The following is a 14,006-nucleotide window of genomic DNA, read 5'->3' as shown; positions in this document are numbered from 1 at the left end:
TTATATTTTAAAAATTTATTAATTTTTAAAATATAAGTCTAGGAATATTTGAATAAATCTAAATTATCGTGTAGAATAATGTTGTAAAATGTAAACGTTTTTCTAAGGGGAGGCTAAAAAAAATGGTAGTAGCATACAAACATGAGCCATTTACAGATTTTTCAGTGGAGGCTAACAAATTAGCGTTTGAAGAAGGTTTAAAGAAAGTAGAATCTTATCTTGGACAAGACTATCCATTAATTATTGGGGGAGAAAAAATCACTACAGAAGACAAAATTGTTTCTGTAAACCCTGCAAATAAAGAGGAACTTGTTGGTCGTGTTTCAAAAGCAAGCCGTGAGTTAGCTGAAAAAGCAATGCAAGTAGCGGATGAAACATTCCAAACTTGGAGAAAATCAAAGCCAGAAATGCGTGCAGATATTTTATTCCGTGCTGCAGCAATCGTTCGTCGCAGAAAACATGAATTCTCTGCTATTCTTGTAAAAGAAGCAGGTAAGCCATGGAATGAGGCAGATGCTGATACAGCAGAAGCAATCGATTTTATGGAATATTATGGTCGTCAAATGTTAAAATTAAAAGACGGTATTCCAGTAGAAAGCCGTCCAATTGAATATAATCGTTTCTCTTACATTCCATTAGGAGTAGGTGTTATCATTTCTCCTTGGAACTTCCCATTCGCAATTATGGCAGGTATGACAACAGCTGCTTTAGTTTCTGGTAACACAGTATTACTAAAACCAGCTAGTACAACTCCTGTAGTAGCAGCGAAATTTATGGAAGTATTAGAAGAAGCTGGCTTACCAGCTGGCGTAGTAAACTTCGTTCCAGGTAACGGTTCTGAAGTTGGTGACTACTTAGTAGATCATCCTCGTACACGTTTCGTAAGCTTCACGGGATCTCGTGATGTAGGTATCCGCATCTATGAGCGTGCAGCGAAAGTAAACCCAGGACAAATTTGGTTAAAACGCGTTATCGCTGAAATGGGCGGTAAAGATACAATCGTTGTTGATAAAGAAGCAGATCTTGAATTAGCAGCTAAGTCTATCGTTGCATCAGCATTCGGATTCTCAGGACAAAAATGTTCTGCATGTTCTCGTGCAGTAATCCATGAAGATGTATATGATCATGTATTAAATCGTGCTGTTGAATTAACAAAAGAATTAACAGTTGCTAACCCAGCAGTATTAGGTACAAACATGGGTCCTGTTAATGACCAAGCTGCATTCGATAAAGTAATGAGCTATGTTGCAATTGGTAAAGAAGAAGGTAGAATCTTAGCAGGTGGCGAAGGAGACGATTCTAAAGGCTGGTTCATCCAACCAACAATCGTTGCTGACGTTGCAGAAGATGCTCGCTTAATGAAAGAAGAAATCTTCGGACCAGTAGTAGCATTCTGTAAAGCGAAAGACTTCGATCATGCACTTGCAATTGCAAATAATACGGAATACGGTTTAACAGGTGCTGTTATTACTAACAACCGTGACCATATTGAAAAAGCACGCGAAGACTTCCACGTTGGTAACTTATACTTCAACCGTGGATGTACTGGTGCAATCGTAGGTTACCAACCATTCGGTGGCTTTAACATGTCTGGTACAGACTCTAAAGCTGGTGGACCTGATTACTTAGCACTTCACATGCAAGCAAAAACTACTTCTGAAACTTTATAAGAAATAGTAGAGGAGCTCTTCACAGAATGTGAAGAGCTCCTTTTAAAATTGAAATCCTATATACTACCATCGTTCGAAGGGAATGAGCTAAAACCTATTAATAGCGGGATAAACATGTGAACAGAGATAAAATGATGAGAAAAGTTGACTTATTAGTCATATTTTTTAGTATTCATTTTGAGAATTTCCTGTATAATACAATTTGAAAGAAAATCTATGGTTCGACAAGGAACACTCCTTTCGGTTTTGCTCACTGAAAGGAGTGTTTTTTATGTAGCTAAAAATTCTTGCGTGCTTATTACATTTGCATATACGCCATTTAAGCTAGCTAAAATTGTATTGTGAATGTAAACAGCTGGTATAGTAGCGTTCTTAAAAGAAAGGTCTTTTGTAGCACAAGCATCATGTATAACGGTACATTGAAAGCCAAAATCGAATGCAGCCCTTACTGTAGCATCGATACACATATGAGTCATCATCCCACATACAACGACATGTTCAATATTTAAACGTTTTAATTGCTCTAGAAGATTAGTTTCTCGGAAGCTATTTGGATAATGTTTGACTATAACTGTTTCTTCTCTAAGTGGACGTACGCTTTCGTGAATATGTACACCTTCTGTATTAGGTAGGAAAAAAGTAGCGTCATCTTTTATAGCTACGTGTTGGATATGAAGAATAGGTTCGCTGTTTGTTCTAAAGTGTTGTAATAACTGATTAGCATATTCGCTTGCTTCTACTGGATTACGCAATTCCATCTTTCCATTTGGAAAATAATCGTTTTGAATATCGACGAGTAAAAGAGCTGTTTTCATATATTTATCTTCCTCCGAGTTTCATATTCAAATAAATTTATTCAATTCGTAGAGAGGATTCTCCTGTTTAAAAATATGAGGAAGAAGAATTTTAAATAACCTTGAAAGTTACTATTTTCTCATGAAGTTTCATCTGAAAATTTTAATAAAGGAATAATTAATATTTTTCTAAAAAATGTATTGACTCTTATTATTCTGAGTTCTATAATGAGAATTAATTAAACGACAATTAAATCGATACATTCTTATCCAGAGAGGTGGAGGGACTGGCCCTACGATACCTCAGCAACGGGTTTTTTTAATACCGTGCTAACTCCAGCAAGCCATATAAAGGCTTGGAAGATGAGAAGATGTGAACGAGTACATATAAGTGCTCTCCTTCTTATCTTTATGGTTGATAAGAAGGAGAGCACTTTTTATTTTACCTCGAAAGCTCTACTTCAAGTTTTTACAGCATATAGGAGGGGGAAAAATGATTTCTTTTAACAATGTAAGTAAAGTGTATGAATCAGCTGGGCAATCTGTTCATGCGGTGAAGGATGTAACATTATCAGTTGAGAAAGGCGAAATTTTTGGCATTATCGGTTTTAGTGGCGCTGGAAAGAGTACGTTATTACGCTTAGTAAATATGTTAGAGAGACCGACGGCAGGAACGATTTCAATAGATGATAAAGACATTACATCATTATCGACGAAAGAATTACGTAAACTGAGACAAAGAATTGGAATGATTTTTCAAAGTTTTAATTTATTTAATTCAAGAACAGTATTTGGAAATATTGCTTATCCATTAAAGTTAGCGAAAGTGCCAAAGAATGAGATAAAAGAAAGAGTAAATGAACTGCTGAAGTTTGTAGGGTTAGAAGATAAAGCAAACTATTACCCAGAGCAGCTATCAGGTGGACAAAAGCAGCGTGTGGGCATTGCTAGAGCACTTGCGACATCGCCAGATATTCTTATATGTGATGAGGCAACATCGGCCTTAGATCCAGAAACGACGACAGAAATTCTAAACTTATTAAAGAAAGTAAATCGAGAATACAATTTAACAATTCTTCTTATTACACATGAAATGCATGTTGTGAAAGAAATTTGTCACCGTGTAGCTGTAATGGAGAAGGGAAAAGTTATTGAAGAAGGAAAACTGTTCGATGTTTTCACACAACCAAAAACAAAGACGACTCAAAACTTTGTACGTTCTGTTATTAATGATCATTTACCAGAAAGTGTTCTAGCGAAAATTCAAAATGGTGGTCAAATTTATCGTCTAACATTTACTGGTGAGGAGACAGGACAGCCGGTACTATCATATATCGCAAAAAACTATAACGTCGATGTAAATGTACTGTACGGAAATATTATTGAACTTCAAAATGTGCTATTTGGAAATCTTCTTGTAGAGTTGCAAGGTGAGCAGAGGGAAATTCAAAAAGCATTACAACATCTAAGACTGCAAGTGCAGCTGAAGGAGGTAGAAGCTCATGCGAGTTGATTGGAGTATATTTTGGCCGCGCATACTAGATGCGACGGGGGATACCCTCTTAATGGTAATTGTAACCCTTATATTTGCTACAATTCTTGGTATACCGCTAGGTTTACTTTTATATGTAACGAGAAAAGGAAACTTTTTAGAAAATAAATGGGTCTTTTCTATTCTTAACATCATAATTAATACAATTCGTCCGGTACCATTCATTATCTTTTTAGTAGCGTTAAGTCCACTAACGAGAAGTGTTATCGGAACGACGATTGGAACAGCAGCAGCAATTTTCCCGATGACGTTAGTCGCATCAATTGGTATTGCTAGAATGGTTGAAACAAACCTTGTTTCCGTTCCGAAAGGAGTAATTGAAGCAGCGCAAGCAATGGGCGCCTCGCCAATTAGAATTGTTTTTGAAATCCTTGTACCAGAAGCGTTAGCACCATTAATCTTAGGTGTCACATTTATGACAGTTGGTTTAATTGAATTTTCTGCAGTTGCTGGGCTTGTCGGTGGTGGCGGTCTTGGTGATTTAGCAATGACATATGGTTATCAACGTTTTGATACATCAGTTATGTTCGTAACGGTCGTGTTACTTATTATTCTCGTACAGATAGCTCAAAATTTAGGAAATTACTTTGCGAAAGTCTTGTTACGCAGATCATAAAAAGGAAGAGAGGAAAAGAAAATGAAGAAAATTTTAGCATTTGCATTATCAGCGATTGTAGGGATTTCGGCGTTAAGTGGCTGCTCGGATGCAGGAGCAAAAGAAAAAACAGTTCGCATTGGTGTAACTGGAACGGATGGAAACGCTTGGGAAATTGTAAAGGGAAAAGCTGAAAAAGAAGGGATTAAAGTTAAACTGATTGAGTTCTCTGATTACACAACGCCAAATAAAGCGTTAGCTGATGGAGATATTGAACTAAACTCATTCCAGCATATTGCATTCTTAGAGCAATTTAAAAAGGAACATAAGTTAGATATTACAGCTGTTGGTACAACACAAATTGCACCAATGGGTTTATACTCTGAAAAATATAAGAAATCAAATGAAATCCCAGATGGTTCAGAAATTGCAATTCCAAACGATCCAACGAACCAAGCACGTGCATTAAAACTTCTTGATGCAGCTGGATTATTAAAGCTGAAAAAGGATTTTGGTCTATTTGGAGATCCAAGTGGTATTGCTGAAAATCCGAAGAAATTAAAAATTACACCGGTTATCGCACAGCAAACACCTCGTGTGTTAAAAGATGTAGCGGCATCAGTTATTAATAACGGTGTTGCTGGTCAAGCTGGATTAGATCCAGCGAAGGATCCTATTTTCTTAGAAGATCCAAAGAATGAAAATGCGAAGCCTTATATTAATATTTTCGCAGCTCGTACGAAAGATAAAGATGATCCAACACTGAAAAAAGTAATTGAATTATACCATTCAAAAGAAGTAACAGATGCAATTAAGAAAGAAACAAATGATGGTTCAATTTCAGTAGATCTTTCACTTGAGGAGCTTGAAAAAATCGTAAAATAATTATTGGGTTTAATGGACTAACAGAAGGAACCCCTCCGCTGTTAGTTCGTTCAACATATAAACTTAACAAACAAACCCTAATTCTGTACCTTCCAATTTTGTATAACGTAGAATCCAATGTTTGTTAAGTAGAGTAATGGACCAGGAGTTTTCCTGGTCTTTTTTTATAAATGAAAATAGCTAGCGAACAGTAAGGTGATCCAAATTATAATGGGATAAGAAAATAAGCTGAAAAGGATTGTAATTACGAATTGCTTTTGATGAATTAAGTGTTTTTTTGATAAGAAAAAGAAAATAGAAAAGAGAGTAATGAAAAATGCTGATATGACGCCGGGGTTATAGGAGCGATAAATGAAAAACAAAATAATATGTTGAACAGAGTTGAAGAAGATGGCCCCTTGTATAAAAATAATCCAGCATATAGAAGACAAGAAGTTAAGTTGATATAGAAAGACGATAAGTAATACAAAGATTGTTAATACGGAAATGGCAATGAAAAATTGTTGGCTAGTTATAAGACGGATTGAAAATTGATTAGCAAGGTATTGTGGCATTTGGAAAGCTTCTTCAAGGTTATGAATGAAAAATAATAAGGGAATGATCCAGAGTATAGTAGTGGAATGCTTTTTCATCAACTTACATCACTCCAATAAAGTATAGAAAGCCTAAAAAAGGCCCTCTATACAGAGATAGTTATTCAATTATGATATTTTTTAAATTAACTTCATGATGATCTCGTTCTTTCGGATAAGCAGCTAGCTCCTCTTGCAAAATATTTAATATTTGCTTAGCTGATTGCTGGATTGGATTAGGTAGCTCTTCTAATATATGCATCCCGACTTTTACTTTTGTACGAATTACCCTTCGTAGTAGTTCCTCATGCATGCACTACACCTCCAAACCGAATGTTTAGTATATCTTCTTCAAATTTTGCCCCTTGAATAGAAAGGTGTGTTAATGTTTTTGGTAACGTGATGTTCCGTTTAACAGAACCCGCTCGAATAATAAGTTCGTCACCTTTTTGATTTAAGGAAAGTTCACTTTTGTTTGAGAAGGGAATGGACAGAACGAAAATATATTCATCGCCATCCTTTTTTACAGATTGAGTGCGCCCGTTAAATTTCACTTCTGTAGGGGAATGATCAGTTTTAAATAAAGAATCTCCTACACGTTCTAACATAGACAAACCAACAACTTCTTGTTCAAACATTGGAGCTTCGTAAATAGGAAGGGGTTGAAAACTATCTTGAATTAATGTTTTATATTTCTTCTGTGTATCTTTCCATGCCTGAAAATAAGGATCGGTGACAGTGTTAGGGATGACGCGATTAATCATAATGGCATCTACGTTATAATCGTATAAATTTAAATAAGTAAAGCTACGCTGAGCTTCTTTAATGACCATTTTTTCAGGATTTACAACGATGCGGATACTTGTTACTTCTCGATTTGATAAAATATCTCTCATTTCTCCGAGCTGTTCAAGTGTATTTGTTAATTCGTCCATAATATCATCGGTTGGAAGAGGGACACCAAGGAGTGGTTGAGCTACAGGACGAACGACTTTTAAAACTTTTCTTTTAATAGGAAACAATTTTTCCATCCACCAGCCGAGCATGTCTGGAAAGCTTAGCATTGCTAATGTTTCTCCTGTTGGAGCACAATCAATAATGATAACATCATATGTGTTTTGTTTATAATAATCGAGTACGCGAAGTAAGCTAATTAAATCTTCCATACCAGGAAACATCGTTAATTCTTCTGTTGTAATATCATCGGCTGCTTTGGAAGTGAAGAGTAGTGTAATATATTTCTGTAATTTTCCCCATCCTTTTTCCATCTCATAAATCGTATTAATTTCTTGTGCCCACAAATTTTCACGAATTTCTAATGGCTCAGAAGATAGCTTTATACCAAATGAATCTCCTAAACTATGAGCGGGATCTGTACTCATGACTAAAGTTTTTAATCCTTGTTTTGCGCTTTGAATTGCTGTTGCTGCTGAAATGCTAGTTTTTCCTACGCCGCCTTTACCTGTATACAAAATAATTCTCATCATTCATATCTCCTTTGTTTCGAATATCGAATATTACGAGTGTCGAAGTAAATGATTGAATAAAAACCCAGATAGGGTTTTATTCAATCGGAATGTTTTTCATTTTAGGTGTAGAAACTTTTTCTTCTGTTTTTTGCTGTGACGTAGCAATGTGATTCATAATCTTTTGGAAGATTTGTAGTAAGAATGCTTTTTCTTCTTCTGACAATGCTTCTGTCACTAAGCTAAAGTAGTGGGCTGCATTTTGTTTTACTTCTTGAACGAGCATTACGCCGTTTTCTGTTAACCGAATTAATACAATACGTCGGTCGTTTTCATCACGGTAGCGCTCAATATATCCCTTTTTTACAAGGCGATTTACAACGCCCGTCGTTGTACTCATCGGTATATCAAGAAGGTCAGCAATTTTCGTCATTGTAATATCTGTATTTCGTTCCATCCAAAGTAAACAAAATACTTCTGTTTTAGAAAGTGTTAAATCTAGGCTTACCCATTCTTCAGGGTAGAAAAGTTTCTTGGCGTTATCTAGCAGTAAGTCTAAAAAATGTTCATATTGCAACAATTAATTCCACTCCCGTATATTTCGAGGTTCGTAATATTTATTTTTATTTTATGTAGAATAGAAAAAATTGTCAATGATTTTAATTATTTTTTCAGATTAGACAGAAAACTTTCTTTAAAATAGTATTCTTTTATGATAGATTTATAAATATAAAACTAGAATTTACATAAAAATCCATCATGGTAAATATACTTATCTATAATGGGCATACAGCTAACGAGGGGGAGAACGATGAGAAGACGTAATACGCAAGCGTTCACATTTTTAGCATGGACTTCATTTGTTTGTGCGCTTTCAGGTATGCTAATTGGGATTTATACGTTAGATGAAACGCTTAGTGTAAAAGGATACTATTTAATTGGAACATTATTTTTAACGATGTCTTGTTTTGTATTACAAAAAACAATTCGTGATAATGAAGAAGATAACGAGAGATTTCCAAAAAATAAACCGTTAGATAAAGAGTAAATTGTAAAGAAAGGCATTTGCCTTTCTTTTTTTATGTAAAAATGGCGTAAGTACTCTGTGTTGACTTGCTTGAAGTACTGAAAATTTGGTATCATCAATAGTATTGTAGATTGAACGATATATTATGGAGGTGGCCTAGCCGTGTCAAGAATTTCCGTTGAGAATGTAAAGCACGTAGCACATTTAGCACGTCTTGCAATTACTGATCAAGAAGCAGAAAAATTTCAAAAACAACTAGATGCAATTGTTACATTTGCAGAACAGTTAAATGAATTAGATACAACAGATGTAAAACCAACAACTCATGTATTAACTATGAAAAATGTTATGCGTGAAGATGTACCAGAAAAAGGTTTACCAGTTGAAGAAGTATTAAAAAATGCACCGGATCACAAAGATAATCAAATCCGTGTTCCAGCAGTATTAGAATAGAGGAGGGGAATTTCGATGTCATTATTTGATCATTCAGTATCAGAGTTACATAAGAAGTTAAACAACAAAGAAATTTCCGTTACGGATTTAGTAGAAGAATCTTACAAACGTATTGCGGATGTTGAAGATAACGTAAAAGCTTTTCTTACATTAGATGAAGAAAATGCACGCGCAAAAGCGAAAGAATTAGATGCAAAAATCGGCGCTGAAGATAATGGTTTATTATTCGGTATGCCAATTGGTGTAAAAGATAACATTGTAACTAACGGTCTTCGTACAACTTGTGCAAGCAAAATATTAGCAAACTTCGATCCAATTTATGATGCGACAGTTGTGCAAAAGCTAAAAGCTGCTGACACAATTACAATCGGTAAATTAAACATGGACGAGTTCGCAATGGGTTCTTCAAATGAAAACTCAGGATTCTACGCTACGAAAAACCCATGGAACTTAGATTACGTTCCAGGCGGATCTAGTGGTGGTTCTGCAGCAGCTGTAGCAGCAGGAGAAGTACTATTCTCTCTAGGTTCTGATACGGGTGGTTCTATCCGTCAGCCAGCTGCATATTGCGGTGTGGTAGGTTTAAAACCAACTTACGGACGCGTATCTCGTTACGGATTAGTAGCATTCGCATCTTCACTTGACCAAATCGGACCGATTACACGTACAGTAGAAGACAATGCATACTTATTACAAGCTATTTCAGGTATTGACCGCATGGATGCAACTTCTGCAAACGTTGAAGTTGGAAACTATTTAGCTGGTTTAACAGGCGATGTTAAAGGTTTACGCATTGCTGTACCGAAAGAATACTTAGGCGAAGGTGTTGGCGAAGAAGCTCGTGAGTCAGTACTAGCTGCTTTAAAAGTATTAGAAGGTATGGGCGCAACTTGGGAGGAAGTATCTCTTCCACACTCTAAATACGCTCTAGCAACGTATTACTTACTATCTTCTTCTGAAGCATCTGCTAACCTTTCACGCTTTGATGGCGTGCGTTACGGTGTTCGTTCTGATAATGTAAATAACTTATTAGATCTTTACAAAAACACACGTAGTGAAGGTTTCGGTGATGAAGTTAAACGTCGTATTATGCTTGGTACATTTGCTCTTAGCTCTGGTTACTATGATGCATATTACAAAAAAGCACAACAAGTACGTACATTAATTAAGAACGACTTTGAAAATGTATTTGCTAACTATGATGTTATTATTGGACCAACAACACCAACTCCGGCATTTAAAGTGGGAGAAAAAGTTGACGATCCAATGACAATGTATGCAAATGACATTTTAACAATCCCAGTAAACTTAGCGGGTGTTCCAGCGATTTCAGTTCCATGTGGATTCGGTGCTAACAACATGCCACTTGGTCTACAAATCATTGGTAAACACTTCGATGAAGCGACAATTTACCGCGTTGCACATGCGTTTGAGCAAGCAACAGACTATCATACAAAAAAAGCAAGTCTGTAAGGAGGCGAGCATAGATGAATTTAGAAACAATTATTGGTTTAGAGGTTCACGTTGAGTTAAAAACAAATTCGAAAATTTTCTCTGCGAGTCCAACAGAATTCGGAGCGGAGCCAAATACACAAACAAGTGTAATTGACTTAGGATACCCAGGGGTACTTCCTACTTTAAATAAAGAAGCAGTTAACTTTGCAATGAAAGCTGCAATGGCATTAAACTGTGAAATCGCAACGGAAACGAAGTTTGACCGTAAAAACTATTTCTATCCAGATAACCCGAAAGCTTACCAAATCTCTCAATTTGATAAGCCAATTGGTGAAAATGGTTGGATTGAAATCGAAGTAGACGGTAAAAAGAAACGTATCGGTATTACACGTCTTCATTTAGAAGAAGATGCTGGTAAATCAACGCATACAGCTGATGGTTCATTAGTAGACTACAACCGTCAAGGTATGCCTTTAATCGAGATCGTATCTGAGCCAGATATGCGTACGCCAGAAGAAGCATATGCATACTTAGAGAAGTTAAAATCAATCATTCAATACACTGGTGTATCTGATTGTAAGATGGAAGAAGGTTCCTTACGTTGTGATGCGAACATTTCTCTTCGTCCAGTTGGACAAGAGAAGTTCGGTACAAAAGCGGAACTGAAAAACTTAAACTCATTCACTTACGTACAAAAAGGTCTTGAGCACGAGCAAGTGCGCCAAGAAAAAGAACTGTTATCTGGTGGTATCATCCAACAAGAAACACGTCGTTATGATGAAGCAACGAAGAAAACAATCTTAATGCGTGTGAAAGAAGGATCTGACGATTACCGCTACTTCCCGGAGCCAGACTTAGTTGAACTTTACATTGATGATGAGTGGAAAGAAGCAGTTCGAGCTTCTATTCCAGAACTTCCAGATGCACGTAAAGCTCGCTACGTTGCAGAACTAGGCTTACCAGCTTATGATGCACACGTGTTAACATTAACGAAAGAGATGTCTGATTTCTTTGAAGCAACTGTTGCAGACGGTGCTGATGCGAAATTAACATCGAACTGGTTAATGGGTGAAGTACTTGCATACTTAAACAAACAACAAAAAGAATTAAAAGACGTTGCATTAACGCCTGCTGGTTTATCTAAAATGGTTCAATTAATTGAAAAAGGTACAATTTCTTCTAAAATCGCGAAGAAAGTATTTAATGAATTAATTGAAAAAGGTGGAGACCCAGAAGAAATCGTTAAAGCGAAAGGTCTTGTTCAAATTTCTGACGAGGGTACACTTCGTAAAGTTGTAACAGAAATTCTTGATAATAATGAGCAATCTATCGAAGACTTTAAAAACGGTAAAGACCGTGCAATTGGCTTCTTAGTTGGTCAAATTATGAAAGCTACAAAAGGACAAGCAAATCCACCGCTTGTTAACAAAATCTTACTTGAAGAGATTAATAAGCGATAATAGTAGTAACTTTTAAAGATTAAGCAGAAAAACACCCGTACATGGGTGTTTTTCTAGGTTAATCAAACGTTTGTTTAAATGAGACAAAATCGTTTAAACAAACGTTTGATTAACTGTCAAAAGTGGAAAAATGTTTGTATAGCAACTATGGTATGATAGTTGCAAAAAGGTGGGAATAATGATAAATCTAAACATAGAGGTTTTTTTTCATCTCATGAAATAATAGATAGTTATTATTCGTTATATGTAAATTTTTATGGAAGAATGGATAGACATAAAGTGAAACTTTAATCAGTGGGAGGTTCATCCAAAGCTGATTATTAGCCCTCACCAATCGGGCATTTACTGCCCGCAAATAGCGGGATAAATTTTGGGGTCAAATAAAAAACCATTGAAATGAATATTTACTTTTGATGGACTACACGAATCGGGTTCTTACTGCCTGTTTGAGCGGGATAAAAGAAGGATAGCAAGATGAGAGGAGGTAGGCATGGGAATACTGAATAGAAGTTCAGTATGTTCTTTTTCGATACATAAAGAAATTTCCTGTGCTAATAAATGATGAAGCGAGCAAGAATTATTTATAATCCTACTTCTGGGCGTGAGCTATTTAAGAAGAGCTTACCAGAAGTATTACAAAAATTAGAACAAGCTGGCTATGAGACATCTTGTCATGCGACAACGGGTCCTGGAGACGCTACTGTGGCGGCGAGGCAAGCTGCGGATCGTAAGTTTGATGTTGTTATTGCGGCTGGTGGCGACGGTACATTAAATGAAGTAGTAAACGGTTTAGTTGGGCATGAATTCCGTCCGAAATTTGGAATTATTCCAGTTGGAACGACAAATGACTTTGCACGTGCAATTGGTGTACCTCGTTCTATTGAAGAGGCAGCAGACATTATTTGCGAAGGAAAAACAGTGCCATTAGACCTTGGTAGAGCGAACGATACATATTTTATTAACATCGCTGGTGGCGGTCGTATTACAGAATTAACATACGAAGTACCGAGTAAGTTAAAGACAGTATTAGGGCAGCTTGCTTATTACCTAAAAGGTATCGAGATGTTACCATCATTGCATCCGACATATGTTGAAATTGAGTATGATGGAAAGTTACTACAAGAAGAAATTACGATGTTTTTAATTACGAATACTCGTTCAGTAGGTGGATTTGAAAAAGTAGCACCGTATGCATCTATTAACGATGGGTTATTTGACCTATTAGTACTGAAAAAAGGTTCTATCGCTGATTTAATTAAAGCAGCAACACAAGCACAACGTGGTGAACATATTAATAATCCAAAAGTGTTATATACACAAGCGAACCGAATTAAAGTACATTCACCAGATAAACTAATGATTAATTTAGATGGTGAGTATGGTGGAGATGCACCGATGGAATTCGAAAATATATATCATTGTTTAGAACTATTTGTTCCTGAACATCAAGAGGATGCCCTGTAAAGGCATCCTTTTTTACTTTGTTAAAATGAATTGTAAATTGGGAGTTAGTTTGATTTTTATGGTATTTTTACAATTCTTTTATTTTACATCCATACTTTATTGATACACTGGAAGAGATAAGAAATGAGAGGTAGGGTAACTAACTGTTACGATTTATTTAACCGATTATAACCAATGTTAATTAAATATATCAGTAAGCCCTGCTAGTCAAGTGATTGGCTAGTAGTGAGGGTTAACTGCGGGCAATCCCTAAAGCTGATTGAACTACAACGTGGCTAGAAATAGCGAGCGTGAATGTTGCGAAAGCAGAAAAAATCAATCAGATGGTGCAAGGTTAAATCCTAAACACTAGAACAATGGGTCTTCCGCCTCGAATCATCTAAGTCAAAATTGATAGGATGAACGTTCAACGACTATCTCGTATAACTGACGAGAGTACATCACAAGCCTATGGTGGTGGAAAAATCCTCTATCTCTAAAGAGATAAACATATAGTCTGCGCTCATGTGAAAACATGAGAAGTTCATAAGAGAACTGGCTAAGGAATTGCGCCCTTAGTTGAACAAGATAAATTTTATTGAATCTATCAAACTTTATTGATTTCATCGAACGT

Annotated in this window: 13 protein-coding genes, 1 pseudogene and 1 riboswitch; of the genes and pseudogenes, 9 read left to right on the top strand and 5 right to left on the bottom strand. The window is 36.1% G+C overall.

Annotation, left to right across the window (positions count from 1 at the left end):
- Positions 1-122: 122 nt before the first annotated feature.
- Positions 123-1,670, top strand: a complete 1,548-nt coding sequence (gene pruA / locus M1D66_RS25505) for an L-glutamate gamma-semialdehyde dehydrogenase (RefSeq protein ID WP_000259555.1) — start codon at positions 123-125, stop codon at positions 1,668-1,670.
- Positions 1,671-1,920: 250 nt separating this feature from the next.
- Here the strand turns inward: pruA and M1D66_RS25500 are convergent.
- Positions 1,921-2,485: pseudogene (locus M1D66_RS25500) on the bottom strand (cysteine hydrolase family protein).
- Between the two features lie 242 nt (positions 2,486-2,727).
- Positions 2,728-2,834: riboswitch (SAM riboswitch) on the top strand.
- 123 nt (positions 2,835-2,957) lie between these two features.
- On the opposite strand from M1D66_RS25500, the gene M1D66_RS25495 reads away from it, so the two are divergent.
- From M1D66_RS25495 to M1D66_RS25485, 3 genes are read left to right on the top strand one after another with little or no spacing between them, the layout of a single operon-like run.
- Entirely contained in the window at positions 2,958-3,977 is a 1,020-nt protein-coding gene (locus M1D66_RS25495) for a methionine ABC transporter ATP-binding protein (protein ID WP_074618900.1), read from the top strand.
- Positions 3,967-4,632, top strand: coding sequence for a methionine ABC transporter permease (locus M1D66_RS25490; RefSeq protein WP_001261865.1), 666 nt, complete (start codon positions 3,967-3,969; stop codon positions 4,630-4,632). The genes M1D66_RS25495 and M1D66_RS25490 overlap by 11 nt, the downstream gene beginning before the upstream one ends.
- Positions 4,633-4,653: 21 nt before the next feature.
- Positions 4,654-5,496, top strand: coding sequence for a MetQ/NlpA family ABC transporter substrate-binding protein (locus M1D66_RS25485; protein ID WP_000721575.1), 843 nt, complete (start codon positions 4,654-4,656; stop codon positions 5,494-5,496).
- Positions 5,497-5,660: 164 nt separating this feature from the next.
- Here the strand turns inward: M1D66_RS25485 and M1D66_RS25480 are convergent, their stop codons facing one another.
- The 4 genes from M1D66_RS25480 to M1D66_RS25465 all read right to left on the bottom strand — a co-directional run bounded on the left by M1D66_RS25480 (position 5,661) and on the right by M1D66_RS25465 (position 8,114).
- A complete protein-coding gene (locus M1D66_RS25480; RefSeq protein WP_016121504.1) occupies positions 5,661-6,128 on the bottom strand; it encodes an HXXEE domain-containing protein in 468 nt (155 codons plus the stop codon).
- Between the two features lie 61 nt (positions 6,129-6,189).
- On the bottom strand, positions 6,190-6,381 hold the full coding sequence (locus M1D66_RS25475; RefSeq protein ID WP_000544106.1) for a DUF3926 domain-containing protein: 192 nt from the start codon (positions 6,379-6,381) through the stop codon (positions 6,190-6,192).
- Complete coding sequence (locus M1D66_RS25470; RefSeq protein WP_242554900.1) at positions 6,374-7,555, bottom strand: ArsA family ATPase; 1,182 nt, start codon at positions 7,553-7,555, stop codon at positions 6,374-6,376. The genes M1D66_RS25475 and M1D66_RS25470 overlap by 8 nt, the downstream gene beginning before the upstream one ends.
- Before the next feature lie 76 nt (positions 7,556-7,631).
- The gene (locus M1D66_RS25465) at positions 7,632-8,114 is read right to left on the bottom strand and encodes a MarR family winged helix-turn-helix transcriptional regulator (protein ID WP_000942482.1); all 483 of its coding nucleotides are present in this window, start codon (positions 8,112-8,114) and stop codon (positions 7,632-7,634) included.
- 231 nt (positions 8,115-8,345) lie between these two features.
- Between M1D66_RS25465 and M1D66_RS25460 the strand changes: the two genes are divergently transcribed.
- The 5 genes from M1D66_RS25460 (at position 8,346) to M1D66_RS25440 (ending at position 13,393) form a co-directional block, all read left to right on the top strand.
- Positions 8,346-8,582 (top strand): YiaA/YiaB family inner membrane protein, encoded by a 237-nt coding sequence (locus M1D66_RS25460; protein ID WP_001254393.1) that lies wholly within the window; start codon positions 8,346-8,348, stop codon positions 8,580-8,582.
- 141 nt (positions 8,583-8,723) lie between these two features.
- On the top strand, positions 8,724-9,014 hold the full coding sequence (gene gatC / locus M1D66_RS25455; RefSeq protein WP_000086999.1) for an Asp-tRNA(Asn)/Glu-tRNA(Gln) amidotransferase subunit GatC: 291 nt from the start codon (positions 8,724-8,726) through the stop codon (positions 9,012-9,014).
- Between the two features lie 15 nt (positions 9,015-9,029).
- A complete protein-coding gene (gene gatA, locus M1D66_RS25450) occupies positions 9,030-10,487 on the top strand; it encodes an Asp-tRNA(Asn)/Glu-tRNA(Gln) amidotransferase subunit GatA (RefSeq protein WP_000051433.1) in 1,458 nt (485 codons plus the stop codon).
- Positions 10,488-10,501: 14 nt separating this feature from the next.
- Entirely contained in the window at positions 10,502-11,929 is a 1,428-nt protein-coding gene (gene gatB / locus M1D66_RS25445; RefSeq protein ID WP_001047685.1) for an Asp-tRNA(Asn)/Glu-tRNA(Gln) amidotransferase subunit GatB, read from the top strand.
- A gap of 558 nt (positions 11,930-12,487) precedes the next feature.
- On the top strand, positions 12,488-13,393 hold the full coding sequence (locus M1D66_RS25440) for a diacylglycerol kinase (RefSeq protein ID WP_000977679.1): 906 nt from the start codon (positions 12,488-12,490) through the stop codon (positions 13,391-13,393).
- Positions 13,394-14,006: the final 613 nt, after the last annotated feature.

The sequence above is a fragment of the Bacillus sp. PK6-16 genome, from assembly GCF_056530295.1.
This window is presented reverse-complemented; position numbering and strand designations above follow the sequence as displayed.

Excerpts from the sequence above, each read along its gene's own strand:
- pruA (WP_000259555.1), top strand. The coding sequence starts at position 123 with ATGGTAGTAGCATACAAACATGAGCCATTTACAGATTTTTCAGTGGAG.
- M1D66_RS25495 (WP_074618900.1), top strand. The coding sequence starts at position 2,958 with ATGATTTCTTTTAACAATGTAAGTAAAGTGTATGAATCAGCTGGGCAA.
- M1D66_RS25490 (WP_001261865.1), top strand. The coding sequence starts at position 3,967 with ATGCGAGTTGATTGGAGTATATTTTGGCCGCGCATACTAGATGCGACG.
- M1D66_RS25485 (WP_000721575.1), top strand. The coding sequence starts at position 4,654 with ATGAAGAAAATTTTAGCATTTGCATTATCAGCGATTGTAGGGATTTCG.
- M1D66_RS25480 (WP_016121504.1), bottom strand. The coding sequence starts at position 6,128 with ATGAAAAAGCATTCCACTACTATACTCTGGATCATTCCCTTATTATTT.
- M1D66_RS25475 (WP_000544106.1), bottom strand. The coding sequence starts at position 6,381 with ATGCATGAGGAACTACTACGAAGGGTAATTCGTACAAAAGTAAAAGTC.
- M1D66_RS25470 (WP_242554900.1), bottom strand. The coding sequence starts at position 7,555 with ATGATGAGAATTATTTTGTATACAGGTAAAGGCGGCGTAGGAAAAACT.
- M1D66_RS25460 (WP_001254393.1), top strand. The coding sequence starts at position 8,346 with ATGAGAAGACGTAATACGCAAGCGTTCACATTTTTAGCATGGACTTCA.
- gatA (WP_000051433.1), top strand. The coding sequence starts at position 9,030 with ATGTCATTATTTGATCATTCAGTATCAGAGTTACATAAGAAGTTAAAC.
- gatB (WP_001047685.1), top strand. The coding sequence starts at position 10,502 with ATGAATTTAGAAACAATTATTGGTTTAGAGGTTCACGTTGAGTTAAAA.
- M1D66_RS25440 (WP_000977679.1), top strand. The coding sequence starts at position 12,488 with ATGATGAAGCGAGCAAGAATTATTTATAATCCTACTTCTGGGCGTGAG.